Raw genomic sequence first — 18,173 nt, forward strand, 5'->3', positions numbered from 1 at the left:
GCCGACGTCCCTGTCGGCGAATCCTAACCTGCATGATTCACTCGGCTGTCCGGTAACGTGCCGGAAAAGGTCAAATTCAAAAGATTATATTTGTTTATGTCTTGGGAGAAAGAGCAACGCTAACAGGATGTTAGCGTTAGGGGAGGAGGCGCCAAGGATGGCGCATGCCGACCCGGCGCGGAGATGGCGTCTCGGATAAAAGCGCGAGGATTGAAGGGGCGCGCGCTGGCGCCCCTCATCGGTCGCCTTCGACTCTAGCTATATGTGATTGCCGTTATAAAGGGCGAACGAAACCTTTCACTAGGACTGCATAGATATAGGCGAACAAAACCTTCCCCTTCGATCTACACATACAAATAAATCGCAAAAAAATGACAAGCGCATCCGCCCAGCACAAACGCATGCCAGATGGCGTGGTTGTACGGAATTCGTTTACTGACGTAGAAAATTACGCCAAGCGTATAAACAATCCCACCTACGGCCAGTAGCGTTACACCGCCCCATGCCAGCTTAGTTGCCAACTGATAGATAACAATTAATGACAGCCATCCCATTGTGAGGTAGGTGATAAGTGAAAGCACTTCAAAACGATGGGCAAACGCGAGTTTGAACAAAATACCAAACAGCGCAATTCCCCAGATGACCCCCATCAACCATTTGGCTAAGGTGGAATCTAATCCAACCAGCAGGAATGGGGTATAGGTACCGGCTATCAATAAATAGATGGCGCAGTGGTCAAACACCTTCAGCCAGCGTTTAACGTTCTGATGCGAAATCGCGTGATAGAGCGTAGATGCAAGAAACAGCAAAATCATGCTACCGCCGTAAAGGCTGTAGCTGGCAATGGCTGTCGCATCGGCACCGGTACCAATGGCTTGAACCAACAATAAAACCAGACCGACGATCCCTAGAATAAAACCAATTCCGTGGCTGATGCTGTTGGCAACTTCCTCTGCCAGTGAATATCCCTGCTGAACAATGTTTGCCTTTGCCATAGTGCGGCACTACCTCTGTTGAACAATGGAAATCATGCTATTGCTTAAAACTAGAGCTAGGTTATCTGAGAATTATTCCAGTGTACACGTGTAAGCTCAAATATAATTGCGCTAATTACGACATGAATGACTTTGCTTTTGTTTATCAGATATTTATATGACTTTAGAGCGAATGGGTTGGCTTTAGGAATTATAGTACATCAGAACGTTTGTCATGATTTTCACAAAATAATGATTGATTTATTAGCATTCAAACATTTGTTGGTCTGCGACATTGTAACAGCAGCAAAGTTTCGTCAATTTTTTCCTTTTGTAAGTTGCGCAACCTTTCATCCAGACACAAAAAACGTGAGTGTTTCTCCCCGAATGCCTGATGGAATAAGCCTTTCAGGGCAATTCTTATAATAATGACTTGGTTTTAAATTTGATTATTGCCGCAAAGATTGTAGAATCCCTCCGAATTTTTTCATCGCAAACGTGAACGCAATCGATTACGTATTTAAGAATGTATTCAGAGATCACAGATTTTTGTGAGCAATAATTTCTATAATACGCACGGCCAGAAAGGTGGGTTGTTGATCAATTGATGGCTATTTGTGGTGATGTTTACATGGGTCTTTTCCCTGGCAGGGAATTTTGCTTAAGGTAAGTAGCAATATTATGAAAAAAATAATTTTAGCTGCAGGCACCGTGCTTGCACTTTCAAGCAGCGTTACTGCTGTAGCAGCAGACAACAACAGCGAATATCTTTCTGACTGGTGGCATCAAAGCGTTAACGTGGTGGGCAGCGCCCATACGCGCTTCGGACCACAACTGAGAGACGATACTTACCTTGAGTACGAAGCTTTTGCTAAGAAAGATTGGTTCGACTTCTACGGTTATGTGGATGCGCCAATGTTCTTCGGCGGTGACAGCACCTCTCGCGGTATCTGGAACCACGGTTCTCCTCTGTTCATGGAAATTGAGCCACGCTTCTCTATTGATAAGCTGACCGGCACCGATCTGAGCTTCGGCCCGTTCAAAGAGTGGTACTTCGCGAATAACTATATCTACGATATGGGACGTAACAGCGATAACCGTCAGAGCACTTGGTACATGGGTCTGGGTACCGACATTGATACCGGCTTGCCAATGAGCCTGTCGATGAACGTGTATGCCAAATACCAGTGGCAGAACTACGATGCGGCCAACGAAAACGAATGGGACGGCTACCGTTTCAAAGTTAAATACTTCGTGCCAATCACCGAAGTATTGGGCGGTAAGCTGAGCTACATCGGCTTCACCAACTTTGACTGGGGTTCTGACTTAGGTAAAGATTCTGGCCATAGCGACCTGAATGGCATGCGTACTCGTACCAGCAACTCTATCGCTTCTAGCCATATTTTGGCACTGAACTACGATCACTGGCACTACTCCTTCGTTGCACGTTATTTCCATAACGGCGGACAATGGCAGGATGGTACTGAGCTGAACTTTGGCAAAGGTAACTTTGACGTGAAATCTACCGGCTGGGGTTACTACCTGGTTGCGGGTTACAACTTCTAAGTTTCACCAAGTTGATGCCTATACAAAAGGAGCCTAATGGCTCCTTTTTTGCATTTGGGCCCAGCCTGATAGCGGATTAAAAGAGGAACTTTTAACAGCAAATTCAGCCATTTTCACCCTGTTTGTTTTAGTCCATGATAGTGGCAAACGCAGGTGTCACTCTGCGGCTTTTCTGGATTCATTTTTTGGCGAAGAGGTTCTATGACTAAACATCTCAATAAAGATACTCAGGTATGTATGTCGCTGGCGGCGCGTCCGAGCAACTTCGGCACACGTTTTCATAATTATCTTTATGATGCGCTCGATCTGGACTATCTCTACAAGGCCTTTACGACCAAAGATATCAAAGCGGCCATTGGCGGTGTACGTGCGTTGGGGATCCGTGGTTGCGCGATCTCGATGCCGTTTAAAGAGGAAGTTATCCCACTGGTGGATGAGATGGATGCATCTGCTAACGCCATTGATTCAGTTAACACCATTGTGAATACCGATGGCTATCTCAAAGCGTATAACACCGACTATTTAGCGATTGCCCAGCTTTTGGCGCAGTATGCCGTTTCTCCTGAACAAGTCTTTGCCCTGCGTGGTAGCGGTGGAATGGCGAAGGCCGTGGCCTGTGCGTTAAAAGACGCTGGCTTTAAACAAGGCTATATTGTGGCCAAGAATGAAAAAACCGGCCAGCAACTTGCCTCTCTATATGGCTATGAGTGGCGACCGGATATGCAGGGCGTGGAAGCCGATGTGTTGATCAACGCAACGCCAATTGGCATGAGCGGGGGAGTCGATGCCGATACGTTGGCCTTTAGCGAAGATGAGATCGACCGTGCGAAGGTGATTTTTGATGTTGTTGCTTTGCCATCAGAAACGCCGATGATTCGCTATGCCAAGACTCAGGGGAAAACGGTGATTAGCGGCGCTGAAGTTTTTGCTATTCAGGCGGTTGAGCAGTTCGTGTTGTATACCGGTATTCGCCCCGAACATGAGCTGTTTTTGGCTGCGGCGAAATATGCGCGTGGGTGAAATGGGGTAAGTGCTTTTAGTTTGGCAGACCCCCTCCCAGCCTCCCCCTTAGCAGGGGGAGGAGCATATCGAGTGCGAAATTAATACCGAGAACCGTTCGGCCCCCTCCCCTGCGAAGGGGAGGGCTGAGGTGGGGTCAAGCAATGGGATGAATTACCCTTCCACCAACGAATATGGCAGTGGTTGAATCGTTAGCATGCTGCCTTCATCGTCACGAACGCGTAGAACGCTATCGGTTTCTAAATCGTTATTGAGCACGACCTGAACGTTGAGGCTGCCGTCGTTAAGTTGAACGGCGGCTAATACCGTTCCGGTACGTCGCCAGTTTTCGCCTAACTTGAGTTCTAAATCTTCACCTGCCTGCGGTACGCGACTGGCTGAGCCTTGCAGCCAATAAAGCGCTCGCTTGTTGGCACCGCGATATTTAGCACGAGCCACCATTTCTTGGCCGGTGTAGCAGCCTTTTTTAAAGCAGATACCATTCAGCGCCTGAAGATTCGTGGCCTGTGGAATAAACTGACCGCTATTAGCGACGTCAATAACCGGCTGGCCCGCTTCGATTTCAAGCTCAACCCACTGCTGACCGTCGTTAAACTGTGCACTGTCACGCAGCTTGTCTGCGAGCATTTCAGCGGTGGATAAAGAGGTTATCAGCAAATAGCGTGCTTCCGGCTGAGATAAATAGAGCAGCGTGGTGTCTTCATGCGTCACCGCCGGTGTGTTGGCATCAGGCAACTGCGGGAAATAGGCTGCAAGTGCCGCGTCTGCTTTAAAGCCAGCAACGCCGAGGATCACCGCATCATTGTCGGCGCTGATAGTGAGTTTGGAAAACACCGCGTATTTTTTCAATTCGGTGATTTGGTTTTCTGCCACGCTGCGGCGTACTAAATAAGAGAAGCCTTCTGCTCGATGGAATAAACGCAGATCGCTCCACATTTTTCCCTTCGCGTCACAATGCCCGCAGAGGGTGTGTTCATGCTCAGTGAGTGCTGCAACGTCTACGGTGAGCTGGCCCTGCAAATATTTGCTAGCGTCAGGCCCTGTCACGTTTACCAACTGCCAATCGTTGAGCAACATTATTGTTAACGGCAGATGGTTAGAGGCTACCGGTTGGCGTGGCGCGAAAAGAGAGTTCAAAGTCATGATGGTTCCCTACTGATGCAATCCCGAAATGGAATCCAACCATGTTAAGAGAGGTGGGTAGGATTGCAAATGGAAATATTGCGCTATTGGTATAAATGCTCACACGCAGAGGTAAATATGTGGGACTAAGGCGGCAAAGAGCGAGGAGAATTCCGAGTTTTTCTTTAAACCTTATATTTGCCGAGGTTTAACGCACGGTCTGGTACATAATGCACTAATAAATATGTCAGTTTGTGAACCTATTTTCTAAATCTTCGCTAGATTCGCGCTAAAATGGAGTCGCGTATCTCGTATCGGCTGGGAACCCAGTGAGCTACGGGGTGTCTTACGAGATTATCTTATAAGAATAAGGTTTAACTGATCAGGAGTGAGTAAATCATGGATATAGGAAATAAATCACGCATTCATTGGGCCTGTCGCCGCGGTATGCGTGAGCTGGATATCTCCATTATGCCGTTTTTCGAACATGAGTATGATTCACTGAGCGATGCAGACAAACAGACATTTGTACGCTTACTTGAGTGCGACGATCCCGATCTTTTTAATTGGCTCATGAACCACGGTTCACCCAAGGATCCTGAATTAGCGCATATGGTTAAACTTATTCAAACGCGAAACAAAGATCGTGGACCAATGGCGTTGTGATGTACGAGTGTCATGGCGAACGCAACTCTTGTTGTTAGTTACGCATGGCATTCTGATTTTGTTGATTTTGCTAGCACCCTGGCCGGAAAACTATAGTTTTTATTGGTTGGTGTTGCTGACTTTAGTTGTGTTTGAATGTATCCGCAGCCAAAAGCAGATCGCTAAGATTCAGGGAGAGTTTAGCTTTCTAGCGGATAACCATATTCAATGGCAACAGAACGAATGGGAGTTATGTAAGACGCCTTGGATCAGTGATTTTGGCGCATTGCTACCCTTGAGAAGTGTGAAGCCGCAGGGAACGAAAAAGCGTTTATGGATTGCGGCAGACAGTTTGACGCCAGAGGCGTGGTGCCATTTGCGCCGCACTTTGATGCAAACCCACCAGAGTGATTAGTGACCAGAGTGATTAGTGAATAGTGCCCGAGGTTTCCATCGGGCATTTTTGTTTCTTTCTATGCAATGTGTGCAATAAGCATCGCATTACAGCATTTCAGCGATCTCCAGCATGATCTGTTCGCACCATTGTTCTAGGCGCTTGTCGCTTAAATCGTATTGATTCGCTTCGTCGAGAGCCAAGCCAACGAACAGCTTGCCATCGTCAATCACCGGTTTAGGGCTAGTAAACTCGTAGCCTTCTGTTGGCCAATAGCCGACAAACTGCACGCCTAGCGGCAGTAAACGATCGTGAAGCATACCCAGTGCATCGAGGAACCATTCGCCATAACCAAGTTGATCACCCATGCCATACATGGCGATGATTTTATTTTGTAGATTCAAGCTTGGCAGTGCGTCCCAGACGGCTTCCCAGTCCTCTTGAATCTCACCAAAGTCCCAGGTTGGAATACCGAGGATCAGAATGTCGTAATCCTCCATGCGCTGGATGGGAACGTCTTTGATGTTATGTAAATCGACTAACTCGGCGCCGAGAATATCGCGAATTTTTTCAGCGGCCATTTCGGTATAGCAAGTGCTGGAGCCGTAAAAAAGACCTATCTTCATAGTAATACCTAAAAACATTCGAGCTGCGACTAGGCGGCAATCAGGGTGAAAGAAGGTAGCGAACGCTGCGGTAATGTAAAGGGTGCAGGGAAGTTGCTGCCGTCGGGTTACAAATACATAACAGCAGAGTGTATCAGATTTGAATCCGTGTCAGGCATAATGCACACTAAACCTTGGTTTGAGTCTTTATCAATGGAGTCGCCGGTGCACGAGCAAGATCAGGCACTGATAGAACAATTTTTAGATGCGCTGTGGTTAGAGCGCAACTTAGCCGAAAATACGCTGGCCTCTTATCGTTTAGATTTACGGTCGTTGGCTGAATGGCTGGCGCATCATCATTCTGATTTATTACAGGCTCAGGTTTCTGATCTGCAAAGTTTCTTAGCTGAACGCGTCGATGGCGGCTATAAAGCGACCAGCTCTGCCCGTTTACTTAGCGCCATGCGTCGTTTATTTCAGTATTTCTATCGTGAAAAAATGCGCAGCGACGATCCGACGACGTTATTATCATCGCCAAAGCTACCGCAGCGACTGCCGAAAGATCTCACCGAAGAGCAGGTTGATACGCTGCTGCAAACACCAAGCGTTGAGAACCCAATAGAACTGCGTGATAAGGCGATGCTTGAAGTGCTTTATGCCACCGGACTCCGCGTTTCTGAACTGGTGGGGCTGACGCAGGCCGATGTTAGCTTGCGTCAGGGCGTGGTGCGCGTTATTGGTAAAGGTAATAAAGAACGGCTGGTTCCGCTGGGAGAAGAGGCGGTTTACTGGATTGAGTATTATCTGGAATATGGTCGACCATGGCTGCTGAATGGGCAAACGATAGACGTGCTGTTTCCCAGTAATCGTGCCCAACAGATGACGCGCCAAACGTTTTGGCATCGCATTAAGCATTATGCGGTACTGGCGGGCATCGATAGCTCGCGCTTGTCTCCGCATGTGCTCAGGCACGCTTTTGCCACCCATTTGCTGAACCATGGGGCAGATTTGCGTGTCGTACAAATGTTGTTAGGACATAGCGATCTGTCCACAACCCAAATTTATACGCATGTAGCTACTGAACGACTGAAGCAGCTACATCAACAGCATCATCCCCGTGCGTAAGGCGCAGGGAAATACAAGGATTACGCAATGAAGAAAGGTTTAATTTGGCTGTCTTTGCTGGCGGCTTCAGTCACTGGCGCAGCACATGCAGGTGATGCTGAAATCCAGCAGTCGCTGAAAACATTGGGCGTACAGAAAGCCGAGATTCAGCCTTCTCCGGTTGCCGGTTTGCAAACGGTATTTACCGACAACGGCGTACTTTACGTGACCAGCGATGGTAAGCACATTCTGCAAGGGCCGATGTATGACGTCAGCGGCGCGGTGCCAGTTAACGTGACTAACCAGATTCTGGTTGGACGTCTGCAAAAGCTGGTGCCTGAGATGATTGTCTACAAAGCACCAAAAGAAAAACATGTGATTACGGTCTTTACCGACATCACCTGTGGCTACTGCCACAAACTGCATTCGCAGATGAAAGAGTATAACGATCTGGGTATCACCGTGCGTTATCTGGCATTCCCGCGTCAGGGTTTAAGCTCTCAAGCGGAAAGAGATATGCAGTCAATCTGGTGCATGGCCGATCGTCGCAAGGCATTTGATGCGGCATTGAGCGGTGAAGCGACTCAGCCAGCAACCTGTAATGTTGATATCAAAAAACACTATGAGCTCGGCGTGCAGTTTGGCGTGCAGGGAACTCCTGCCATTGTGCTGAACGACGGCACCGTGATCCCTGGCTATCAGGGACCGAAAGAGATGTTGGCGATGTTGGATGCGCAGGCAGCCATGAGCAAGGCTAAAGGTTAATTGGTTTGATCGTATCAACACAGCTCCGCCGCCGAGAGGCGGTGGAAAATCATGAACTTCCTGACGATCTCCATCCACTATTGCGCCGCGTCTATGCCAACCGTGGCATTGTTAGCATGCAAGAGCTGGAGCGTGGGGTTAAAGGTTTACTCTCATACCAGACGTTATCGGGCATCGATCGCGCAGTCGAGCTCCTTCATCAGGCACTGTCTGAGCATCAACGTATTGTTATCGTCGGCGATTTTGATGCCGATGGCGCAACCAGCACCGCGCTTTCCATGTTGGCATTGCGCAGCATGGGGGCGGCAAACGTTCAGTATCTGGTACCGAACCGTTTTGAAGATGGCTACGGGCTAAGCCCTGAAGTGGTTGAGCAGGCTGCTGCTATGGGCGCAGAGCTGATCATGACCGTCGATAACGGTATATCGTCTCACGCAGGCGTTGATAATGCGCATGCTCGTGGGATCAAAGTACTGGTTACCGATCACCATCTGCCGGGGGAAACTTTACCCGCCGCTGATGCGATGGTTAACCCGAATCTTAACGACTGTGGTTTCCCGTCGAAGTCGTTGGCCGGTGTTGGCGTGGCGTTCTATCTGATGTTAGCGCTGCGCAAGCATCTGAATGAACACGGCTGGTTTGAACAACACGGGATCGCCGCGCCGAATCTGGCTGACCTGCTCGATTTAGTGGCGCTAGGCACGGTGGCAGACGTTGTGGCGCTGGATGCCAATAACCGAATTTTGGTGCATCAGGGGCTTAATCGTATCCGCGCGGGTAAATGTCGCGTTGGGATCCGTGCGTTGTTGGAAATTGCCAATCGTGATGCTCGTCAGTTGGTCGCAAGCGATTTAGGTTTTGCGCTTGGTCCACGTCTTAACGCCGCAGGGCGCTTGGACAACATGTCGGTTGGCGTTGAACTGCTGCTTTGCGACGAGATGCCAAAAGCGCGCGAGCTTGCCAGCGATCTGGATAGTTTGAACGTGACGCGTCGTGAGATAGAGCAGGGCATGCAGGTTGAGGCATTGCAGATTTGCAGCGAGCTGGAACGCACTACGGTTGAAATGCCGTACGGTTTGGCGCTGTATCATCCTGAATGGCACCAAGGCGTGGTGGGCATTCTCGCTTCACGCATCAAAGAGCGCTTTTACCGCCCGGTGATTGCTTTTGCTCCAGCGGGCGATGGCATTCTGAAAGGCTCTGGTCGTTCCATTCACGGTTTGCACATGCGCGATGCGCTGGAGCGTATTGATTCGCAAAACCCCGGTTTGATCATGAAGTTTGGCGGTCACGCGATGGCGGCCGGATTGTCATTAGAAGAATCGCGCTTTGATGAGTTCCGTCAGCGTTTTGCTGAACTGGTCGGCGAATGGCTGGATGCATCTCAGCTTGAAGGCGTGATCTGGTCTGACGGTGAACTGGCGATGGATGAGCTTTCGCTGCCAACCGCAGAGTTGCTGCGCGATGCAGGGCCATGGGGGCAGGCGTTTCCTGATCCTACCTTCGACGGCAAGTTCAAAATCTTGCAGCAGAGGCTGGTGGGTGAACGTCACCTGAAGCTGATGGTTGAGCCTGTGGGTGGCGGCCCGTTGCTAGATGGTATCGCTTTTAACGTGGATACCGCGCTGTGGCCAGATCCGAGCGTACGTGAAGTGGAGCTGGCATTTAAGCTGGACATTAACGAATATCGTGGCAACCGAAGTGTACAGCTGATGATTCAGCACCTTTGGCCGCGCTGACGCACTCGAACAAAAATCCATGTAATGTATGAGGGGTAGCACAAGCTGCCCCTTTTTGTTCTCGTTATACTCCTCAGATGATTAAGTGTAGTGAGACGTCGCTCTTTTATAAGAAGAAGTAATAACAGCGAGCCTGCAATAAGCCATACATTTTAATCGCGTCGTTCCTCGCCGGAAATTGCAGCAATAGAGCTTGAAAATCGCGGAATGACTGCCATTTATAGGTGTGAGTTGCTATATTCTGTAAGGACATTTTGATAGAGTCGAAAGCTAGGCGTAAGCAGTTTTTTAGTTCATTACGCTGCCTTAACGCTATTTTTATCGTCTCTTTATGACGGTTTAGGAATTCCTTTAGAGGAATGACATGGTTCCGTCGCTGAACACTTAACGAAAGATATAAGAAAATATGTTTGAAATTAATCCGGTAAAAAGCCGTATCCAGGACCTGTCTGACCGGACAGAAGTTCTGAGGGGGTATCTTTGACTATGATGCCAAGAAAGAACGGCTAGAAGAAGTTAACGCCGAGCTCGAGCAGCCCGACGTATGGAATGAGCCAGAACGCGCACAGGCGCTGGGCAAAGAACGTTCCTCGTTAGAAGAAATCGTTAATACCATCAATCAAATGACTCAGGGTCTGGATGATGTATCCGGATTGCTGGAGCTGGCTATCGAAGCCGACGACGAAGAGACCTTCAATGAGGCCGTCGTTGAGCTGGATCAGTTAGACGCCAAACTGGCTCAGTTAGAATTCCGTCGTATGTTCTCAGGTGAGTACGACAGCGCTGATTGTTATATCGACATTCAGGCCGGTTCTGGCGGGACAGAAGCACAGGACTGGGCAAGCATGTTGCTGCGTATGTTCCTGCGCTGGGCGGAAGCCAAAGGTTTCAAAACCGAAATTATTGAAGAATCAGACGGCGAAGTAGCCGGTCTGAAATCTGCGACCGTAAAAATCTCCGGTGAATATGCTTACGGCTGGCTGCGTACTGAAACTGGCGTTCATCGTCTGGTACGTAAAAGCCCGTTTGACTCTGGTGGTCGTCGTCATACGTCATTTAGCTCTGCGTTTGTGTACCCAGAAGTGGATGACGATATTGATATCGAGATCAATCCAGCCGATTTGCGTATTGACGTATACCGCGCCTCTGGTGCCGGTGGTCAGCACGTTAACCGTACGGAATCCGCAGTACGTATTACCCATATTCCGACCAACATTGTGACTCAGTGTCAGAATGACCGTTCTCAGCATAAGAACAAAGATCAGGCAATGCGTCAGCTGAAAGCTAAGCTGTACGAATACGAAATGCAGAAGAAAAATGCTGAGAAACAAGTGATGGAAGACAACAAGTCTGACATCGGTTGGGGGAGCCAAATCCGTTCTTACGTTCTGGATGACTCTCGCATTAAGGATTTACGTACTGGCGTTGAAACGCGTAATACACAGGCCGTGTTAGATGGCGACCTGGATAGATTCATTGAGGCAAGCTTGAAAGCCGGGTTATGAGGAAACAATATGTCTGAACAACAATCACAAGGTGCCGATCAGGCTCTTGATCTTAACAACGAAATGCAGTCTCGCCGTGAAAAATTGGCCGCGCTGCGCAAGGAAGGGATCGCATTCCCTAACGATTTCCGCCGTGATGCTACTTCGGACAAGTTGCATAGCCTGTACGACGAAAAGGATAAAGCAGAACTCGAAGATCTGAACATCGAGGTTTCTGTTGCTGGTCGTATGATGACCCGCCGTATTATGGGTAAAGCTGCCTTCGTTACTCTGCAGGATATGGGTGGTCGCATCCAGCTGTATGTTGCACGTGACGATCTGCCAGAAGGCCTGTACAACGACCAGTTCAAAAAATGGGACTTGGGTGACATCATTGGTGCGCGCGGTAAAGTATTCCGCACTCAGACGGGTGAATTGTCTATCCATTGTACCGAAATTCGTCTGCTGACTAAGGCACTGCGCCCGCTGCCAGACAAATTCCACGGTCTGTCCGATCAGGAAACTCGCTATCGTCAGCGTTATCTTGATCTGATCGCTAACGAAGAGTCTCGCGAGACTTTCCGTATTCGTTCTAAAACTCTGGCTGCTATCCGTAGCTTTATGGTGAACAAAGGCTTCATGGAAGTGGAAACTCCTATGATGCAAGTGATCCCTGGTGGTGCTTCTGCACGTCCATTCATCACTCACCACAATGCGCTGGATATCGATATGTATCTACGTATCGCGCCAGAACTGTACCTGAAACGTCTGGTTGTGGGTGGCTTCGAACGCGTATTCGAAATCAACCGTAACTTCCGTAACGAAGGCGTTTCTCCGCGTCATAACCCAGAGTTCACCATGATGGAACTCTATATGGCTTACGCGGATTACAAAGATCTGATCGTTCTGACCGAAGATCTGTTCCGTACTCTGACTCAGGAAGTTCTGGGCAGCAGCATTGTTCAGTACGGCGACCAGACTTTCGACTTCGGCAAACCTTTCATCAAAATGACCATGAAAGAGTCCATCAACCACTATCGTCCAGACATTAAAATGGAAGATTTGGATGACTTGGATAAAGCGATCAAAATCGCAGAATCTTTGGGCATTAAGATCGAGAAGAGCTGGGGCCTAGGCCGTATTCAGTGTGAAATCTTTGACGAAACCGCAGAGAAAAACCTGATTCAGCCAACCTTCATCACCGAATATCCAGCAGAGGTTTCTCCGCTGGCTCGTCGTAACGATGATAACCCGTTCATCACTGACCGCTTCGAGTTCTTCATCGGCGGCCGTGAAATTGGTAACGGCTTCTCCGAGCTTAACGATGCGGAAGATCAGGCTGAACGCTTCCAGGATCAGGTTCGTGCGAAAGACGAAGGTGATGACGAAGCGATGTTCTACGATGAAGACTATGTGACTTCTCTGGAACACGGTTTGCCACCAACCGCAGGTCTGGGTATTGGTATCGACCGTATGATGATGCTGTTCACCAACAGCCATACCATCCGTGACGTGATCCTGTTCCCAGCAATGCGTCCAATCAAATAAGTTTGTAAGCGGTAGCGAGCCTGCCGCATACCAAATAAAAATCCCCACTGGTATTAAAACCGTGGGGATTTTTTTTGAATTGATTTCCTATATTGTGATCGCCCAACGGTCTAACCGCTTAATTATTCGTCACTTAGGGTTTTAATCTGCTTGATGGCGTGCCAGAAGGGACTATAATGATCGCCACATTGATGCGGGCGTAGTTCAATGGTAGAACGAGAGCTTCCCAAGCTCTATACGAGGGTTCGATTCCCTTCGCCCGCTCCAAATATCACTCCTTATAGAAAACCCTTAAAAGCCTTATCTATCAGTAAATTAAATAGTTTTCTGTTTTAGTCACCTATAGGTGGGTTCTATCATTGTGATCTGCCATTTGTAACTGTCACGCTAAGTTATATGGTGAGATGACAGTATAACTCAGCGTAGGCGGTACTCGCGTTCTCGCATCGCGATAGCAAAATGTGAAAAAAAGCCCAACTAGGCATTGTTATTTCATCGACAGATTGATCACACGTATTTAAGCTTGATGCGAGGTGCTCTGAGCCTCGTGAACCTGTGAATAGTGGTAAATCGCTTGTAGCTACAGAGCAGGCTCTGTCAGCGTTTTGCTCACGCGTCTTACGGTACACGAACAACCTGATAAGATTTAATCCCTCTGAGAATCTGATGAAGTTGCTATGTTCTTTTTGTCTCCTTACCACTAACGGGGCTTTGTGGCTCCTATTGTCTGAGAGCAGAAGAAAAGAGCCAGCGTGAAAGCTGGCTATGCTCTTAGAATGGTGATGAGGTGAGATAGACAGGAACGGAGTAGATCGAACCTCCTGCCAGATAATCAGCAGGACTGTGAAAAGTGTAGACGGTTCCCTTGACTGACAGATAGATCGCGTCATTCTCGACCTTCTTCAATGTGTCTTTGTCCGTGGTGATCATGAAAGGCTCGTAATCGTCCTCCAGGCTCGCCATAAACGCTTTATCATCTTTGGTTGCATCATAGAGATAGAAACGATAGGAAAAGCCTGTAGTGGCTCCTGCGCTTGCTTCTGTGATGTAGAGGTTAGCCAGGTTGTTAACTTTCACCTTCTTAATAATCTCTTGTTCAAGGGGTGAGAAGTGCAGCACCTTGTAAACCCCAAAGGCGACAAGCGCCAGCAGGATTAAGAGTAGATAACGTTTCTTAAAAGCCAGAGCGTTTTGCATAGTTGATGCCTGCTCTTATCCAATATTGGTCGTTAGGATCATCACCGTAAGGTGTTAAACCATACCAATTACCGAAAGCCGGGTTTGTTGTACCTGCTCGACTTTGCGCCCATCCAGCCCCCCGGAGTAACACTTCATCAGTCATTCCGGCAGCGTGACCAACCGCACCGTAATGGAAGTTACCAAAATTCTCAAACTGTTTACCGCGCTGTTTGTAATCCCATGGGCCATGCCCTCTTACCTGCTGATAAAACCATGTATACGTAAGAGCGGACGGGCCACGGTGAAAGCGAGCCATCATCATGTTATTGACGATATTCACATCAAACGGGGCGAAAGAGGACACATCAAACGGCGGGTGAGGTGATACCGCTAATGTTGGATATCTCACGCTTGCGCTCTCCCATTCCATGCGTCGGTAAACTGTACGTTACCATTGCAGTATTTTCTGGTGTTTTTTTCATAGCGAAGCTCTATGCACTCAAGATGGCTATGCGTCTCTTCGGTAGGGGCTTTAGTGTTGTGCATAACTGGAGAAACACCGACAACTTTCACACCTTCAAGCAGGATACGGAAATATTCCGCTTCCTGTCCTACATCGTTGATCGTGTACCATTTAAACTCAGCAGATGTTAGCGTCTGACCAGTGGCAACAGCTTTATAGAGGTAAGGGAAGGAACTATCAAATTCTTTTTGAAGTAGCACGGCTGAGTGCTTGCGGGTTCCTGTGATCTTTTCCGTCATTCTGTCAGTTGGAATACTCAGATTATGAGAAAACCCGGCGATCTCAATGCTGCTGTCCCGGTCTTGAACGTCTACAGATTCCTTAATGTCCGCACCGCCATCGCCTTGGAGCCATAGGTAAGCTGGAATAGCCATTTTTTCTTTTTCCTCATGTTGTTATGAATATCCATAAGGAAAGTGTACCTATAGGTGGCATGTACGGTAAATAATCAAATGTAACAAAATCATTAATGTAAGTGCGGTTAAATTTGAGTTAAGTTGTGCTAAAAATAAGCAGGCTGGAGTGGTCTCTTTACTTTTCGCAGTTATCGAACGTCTTCACATTTGGGGAATACTTACTGTTCGTTGTAAACCATCATGTATTCATCACGCATGACTACCAGCGTTGGGAGCGGGGAGATTGCTACAGGTATACTCTTTGGCTGTTTGATCGTAGTGTGGAGAGTAGTGATCGTATTCTGTATACGAATATCTTCACGATCAGGATTCAGCAATGCCTTAATATTATTCAACTTAATCAGTATGTTACTTATAAAGTGGCGAACCTTAATGATGTCTTTTGTCCTGATGGATTTTCGCCAGGCTCATTTATTCTCGCACAGATACCGCATGTAAGCAGGTACAAAGACCTGAAAGATCCACACACCAGAATGACCTTGAAAAATATACTGATTGTTCTTAATAGTCATATGTACAATGTTGGGATGGAGTAACGAGAGTCTCTACGAGGGTTCGATTCCCTTCGCCCGCTCCAAATCTCTCCATCCCCCTGTAGTCCACTCATTTCAACTTTTACTCGATAAATCCATATTTATTAGGATATTGAAAGTGTTTCATGACTCATGCTGTTTTCCTTGTAGCAACCTGCTGTAAAGCGACAAAACGATTTAATAGCGATCGCTTAAATGTGATTTTGTCCGCGTCATAAAACAAGGCGTCATCAATAAAGATGTCGATAAAGAAAGGCACCGGAATCTTTTGGCCTTTTCCCATCGAACGGTCAAGGCCGTGCATATAGACAGGAATAATGGGAACTTCAGGGCATTGCTGGCTCAAATGCCAGATGCCGGATTTTATTTCTGAAAATTTACCCGGCTCTCCGCGTGTGCCCTCGGGAAAAATAATCACAATTTTCTTTTCATTTAATGCATCAACGCAGGCTTGTAACGGGTTGGTCTGATGGGCTCCACGATAAACAGGGATGATGCCGATCACCTTCAGTGCAAACCAACTAATCAACTTGTTTTTCAAAAAGTAATCTGCCGCTGCGACGGGCTGCACGTTGACCAACGTTGAGAGCGGAAATAGGGTGAATAGTGTCAGCACGTCGAGATGGCTATTGTGATTCGCTACGATAATCGCTGGGCCATCTATCGGTAATTTTTTACGGTTAGAGACACGAACACCGAGCCAAATCCAAACCACGGGATAGGCAACGCATAGCGTAAAAATCCAGCGCAGCATGCGGTTCATGAGTGTTCCTTAAACGTAAAAGTAATAATAAAAATGGAAGAACAGCGGTGCGGTATAAATCAGCGAGTCCATGCGATCGAGAATACCGCCGTGCCCGGGCAGCAGTTTGCCGGAGTCTTTCACGCCGAAGTCTCGTTTAATCGCTGACATCACCACGTCACCGCAGAATCCACTTAGGCCAATAATGACACCTGCCGCCAATGAATGGTGCCAATCCATTGGTGTAAGAAGTGGGCCAAAAATCGCTGCTAGCAGAGTGGTGGTCATGACTCCGCCGATTAATCCGGCCAGCGTTTTATTTGGGCTGACTTTAGGCGTAACTTTAATTTTGCCCAGTGATTTACCCCACAGATACTGGGCAATGTCGTTAAGCTCTGTCGTTGCGACTAAGAAAATAACCAGCAAAGCCCCCGCATTGGCATTAATGCCGGGCAGCGTTAGCAGAAAGGCAACGTGACTCAATGCAAAAACCGTGGTCATCATGCCCCAGTGCATGACCGACGCAGAATGTAAGAATCCTTTGGTATCGCCGACGATAACCATGCGAGCCGGTAGGAATAAAAATACATAAATAGGAATGAAGATAATGAACATTCCGTACCACGACATGCCTATCCAGATATATTGCAGAGGAATTGCGGCGTACATCCATAGCAATGGCACGCTGTCTGAACGTCGCGTTGGGGCTAGCGTCAGGTACTCTTTTAATGACAGAAAACTGATAAAGCCGAAGAAAGTCAGCGCCAGCCATTTGGGTGACAACATCGCGAGTGAAAATAGGCAAATGATTACCCACCAACTATTGATGCGTTGTTGTAACTCCAACCAATCGCGCTGTGGACGGAGTTTTTTTAAGGCGAAGATAATCATAGTCGCCAGTAGTAAAACGCTGAAGATCCCGCCTAGGCAATAATATAGCGTGTGCATGGTATCAGGCATTTTTCGCCTCCAAAGCACTGCGGCAGCGGTTAATGCAGGTCCACGCAAGTAACAGTGCCGCAATACCAAATACGATATTGGCAACGCTGACATACTGAGGCCAGAGCGCAATAAATAGACCTAATGCACCAAGCACAAACGCTCGATCGCTTTTGCCGAGTGGACCGCGGTAGTTCCGGATCCCTGTTAATGTTTGGGCGATGACACCACAAAACTCGGTGAGCCAGGAAAGCAGTACCACGAGTATCACCAGCCAAGGCGCGATGCCGGTTAAAAAAGCGAAAGCAAGGTAGAGCGCAGCATCGGAAATAATGTCGCCAACTTCATTCAGAATGGCACCGAGCGTTGATTGCTGCTTAAACTCTCTGGCCAGCATGCCGTCGATAGCGTTTAGCGCCATGCGAAAGAATAAATAAAACGGCAGCGAAATATATAAAATTGGTGTAGGGAAATACATCAGCAATCCGCCTAGAAATACGGACGTCAGCATGGCCAGTAGCGTGACCTGATTGGCCGTCACCCCCCCAGCGTGGAGTTTGACAACCATGGGTCTTAATAGATTCTGAAACTTAGGTTTAATGTCGTATAAGGTCACGTTATGGCTCCTGCCAAATAATTTAAATCCACTTATCCTCGAAGGCTATTCAGTGCGCCAGCAAAGCATTTATGGCTTCACTGAGGCAGATATTATGTGTCGCATAAAAGAAGAGAGGGGAAGAGAAATCCTTTGGCATCGTTCTATCCTACATCCGTTTTAGTTGTAAATATTTACGCGATTTTTATAGGGTTAATTGTGTTTTATTTCACAAAAACGAGCAATGTTTTTAAATGTAATAGCCTCATCTTTACATATT

At 47.8% G+C, this 18,173-nt stretch carries 18 protein-coding genes and 1 tRNA gene; 10 read left to right on the top strand and 9 right to left on the bottom strand.

What is annotated here, in order from left to right; all coding sequences use genetic code 11:
- Nucleotides 1-344 precede the first annotated feature (344 nt).
- The gene (trhA, locus tag U0008_RS03460) at nt 345-995 is read right to left on the bottom strand and encodes a PAQR family membrane homeostasis protein TrhA (protein WP_025801627.1); all 651 of its coding nucleotides are present in this window, start codon (nt 993-995) and stop codon (nt 345-347) included.
- A gap of 660 nt (nt 996-1,655) precedes the next feature.
- On the opposite strand from trhA, the gene U0008_RS03465 reads away from it, so the two are divergent.
- Nucleotides 1,656-2,540, top strand: a complete 885-nt coding sequence (locus tag U0008_RS03465) for a nucleoside-specific channel-forming protein Tsx (protein WP_043490960.1) — start codon at nt 1,656-1,658, stop codon at nt 2,538-2,540.
- A gap of 201 nt (nt 2,541-2,741) precedes the next feature.
- Complete coding sequence (locus U0008_RS03470) at nt 2,742-3,560, top strand: shikimate 5-dehydrogenase (RefSeq protein WP_043490961.1); 819 nt, start codon at nt 2,742-2,744, stop codon at nt 3,558-3,560.
- Between the two features lie 153 nt (nt 3,561-3,713).
- On the opposite strand, the gene ygfZ is transcribed toward U0008_RS03470, so the two are convergent.
- Nucleotides 3,714-4,703, bottom strand: a complete 990-nt coding sequence (gene ygfZ, locus U0008_RS03475; protein WP_043490963.1) for a tRNA-modifying protein YgfZ — start codon at nt 4,701-4,703, stop codon at nt 3,714-3,716.
- 378 nt (nt 4,704-5,081) lie between these two features.
- Here ygfZ and sdhE point away from each other — a divergent pair, with 378 nt between their 5' ends.
- Both sdhE and U0008_RS03485 read left to right on the top strand, forming a co-directional pair.
- Complete coding sequence (gene sdhE, locus U0008_RS03480; protein WP_025801623.1) at nt 5,082-5,348, top strand: FAD assembly factor SdhE; 267 nt, start codon at nt 5,082-5,084, stop codon at nt 5,346-5,348.
- Nucleotides 5,329-5,742 carry a protein YgfX gene (locus U0008_RS03485; protein WP_043490966.1) on the top strand — a complete coding sequence of 138 codons (414 nt, stop codon included), beginning with the start codon at nt 5,329-5,331 and terminating at the stop codon, nt 5,740-5,742. The genes sdhE and U0008_RS03485 overlap by 20 nt, the downstream gene beginning before the upstream one ends.
- Nucleotides 5,743-5,828: 86 nt before the next feature.
- On the opposite strand, the gene fldB is transcribed toward U0008_RS03485, so the two are convergent.
- A complete protein-coding gene (gene fldB / locus U0008_RS03490; protein ID WP_025801621.1) occupies nt 5,829-6,347 on the bottom strand; it encodes a flavodoxin FldB in 519 nt (172 codons plus the stop codon).
- A 192-nt stretch (nt 6,348-6,539) separates the two neighbouring features.
- Between fldB and xerD the strand changes: the two genes are divergently transcribed.
- The 6 genes from xerD to U0008_RS03520 all read left to right on the top strand — a co-directional run bounded on the left by xerD (nt 6,540) and on the right by U0008_RS03520 (nt 13,233).
- A complete protein-coding gene (gene xerD, locus U0008_RS03495; RefSeq protein ID WP_226930151.1) occupies nt 6,540-7,451 on the top strand; it encodes a site-specific tyrosine recombinase XerD in 912 nt (303 codons plus the stop codon).
- A gap of 27 nt (nt 7,452-7,478) precedes the next feature.
- On the top strand, nt 7,479-8,195 hold the full coding sequence (gene dsbC, locus U0008_RS03500; RefSeq protein ID WP_025801619.1) for a bifunctional protein-disulfide isomerase/oxidoreductase DsbC: 717 nt from the start codon (nt 7,479-7,481) through the stop codon (nt 8,193-8,195).
- Nucleotides 8,196-8,200: 5 nt separating this feature from the next.
- On the top strand, nt 8,201-9,934 hold the full coding sequence (gene recJ / locus U0008_RS03505; RefSeq protein WP_043490968.1) for a single-stranded-DNA-specific exonuclease RecJ: 1,734 nt from the start codon (nt 8,201-8,203) through the stop codon (nt 9,932-9,934).
- Nucleotides 9,935-10,340: 406 nt separating this feature from the next.
- Nucleotides 10,341-11,439, top strand: a protein-coding gene (prfB, locus tag U0008_RS03510) for a peptide chain release factor 2 (protein ID WP_096386376.1) whose coding sequence is annotated in 2 segments (ribosomal slippage) — nt 10,341-10,415 and nt 10,417-11,439 — 1,098 coding nt in all. Because the reading frame shifts where the segments join, the coding sequence is not laid out codon by codon here.
- Nucleotides 11,440-11,448: 9 nt separating this feature from the next.
- Entirely contained in the window at nt 11,449-12,966 is a 1,518-nt protein-coding gene (gene lysS, locus U0008_RS03515) for a lysine--tRNA ligase (protein WP_025801616.1), read from the top strand.
- 193 nt (nt 12,967-13,159) lie between these two features.
- A tRNA-Gly gene (locus tag U0008_RS03520) sits at nt 13,160-13,233 on the top strand.
- Between the two features lie 504 nt (nt 13,234-13,737).
- Here U0008_RS03520 and U0008_RS03525 read toward each other — a convergent pair.
- From U0008_RS03525 to U0008_RS03550, 6 genes are all read right to left on the bottom strand, one after another.
- On the bottom strand, nt 13,738-14,163 hold the full coding sequence (locus U0008_RS03525) for a hypothetical protein (RefSeq protein WP_043490970.1): 426 nt from the start codon (nt 14,161-14,163) through the stop codon (nt 13,738-13,740).
- Nucleotides 14,141-14,554 (bottom strand): polymorphic toxin type 44 domain-containing protein, encoded by a 414-nt coding sequence (locus tag U0008_RS03530; protein WP_227660055.1) that lies wholly within the window; start codon nt 14,552-14,554, stop codon nt 14,141-14,143. The genes U0008_RS03525 and U0008_RS03530 overlap by 23 nt, the downstream gene beginning before the upstream one ends.
- A complete protein-coding gene (locus tag U0008_RS03535; protein WP_043490972.1) occupies nt 14,551-15,042 on the bottom strand; it encodes an Hcp family type VI secretion system effector in 492 nt (163 codons plus the stop codon). Before U0008_RS03535 ends, U0008_RS03530 begins: the two co-directional genes overlap by 4 nt.
- 705 nt (nt 15,043-15,747) lie before the next feature.
- Entirely contained in the window at nt 15,748-16,380 is a 633-nt protein-coding gene (locus U0008_RS03540; RefSeq protein WP_043490978.1) for a lysophospholipid acyltransferase family protein, read from the bottom strand.
- Nucleotides 16,381-16,389: 9 nt separating this feature from the next.
- Nucleotides 16,390-17,319 carry a phosphatidate cytidylyltransferase gene (locus U0008_RS03545; protein WP_043490980.1) on the bottom strand — a complete coding sequence of 310 codons (930 nt, stop codon included), beginning with the start codon at nt 17,317-17,319 and terminating at the stop codon, nt 16,390-16,392.
- The gene (locus tag U0008_RS03550) at nt 17,312-17,914 is read right to left on the bottom strand and encodes a CDP-alcohol phosphatidyltransferase family protein (protein WP_043490983.1); all 603 of its coding nucleotides are present in this window, start codon (nt 17,912-17,914) and stop codon (nt 17,312-17,314) included. The genes U0008_RS03545 and U0008_RS03550 overlap by 8 nt, the downstream gene beginning before the upstream one ends.
- Between the last annotated feature and the right edge of the window lie 259 nt (nt 17,915-18,173).

The sequence above is a fragment of the Hafnia alvei genome, from assembly GCF_034424155.1.
Classification (GTDB): domain Bacteria; phylum Pseudomonadota; class Gammaproteobacteria; order Enterobacterales; family Enterobacteriaceae; genus Hafnia; species Hafnia alvei.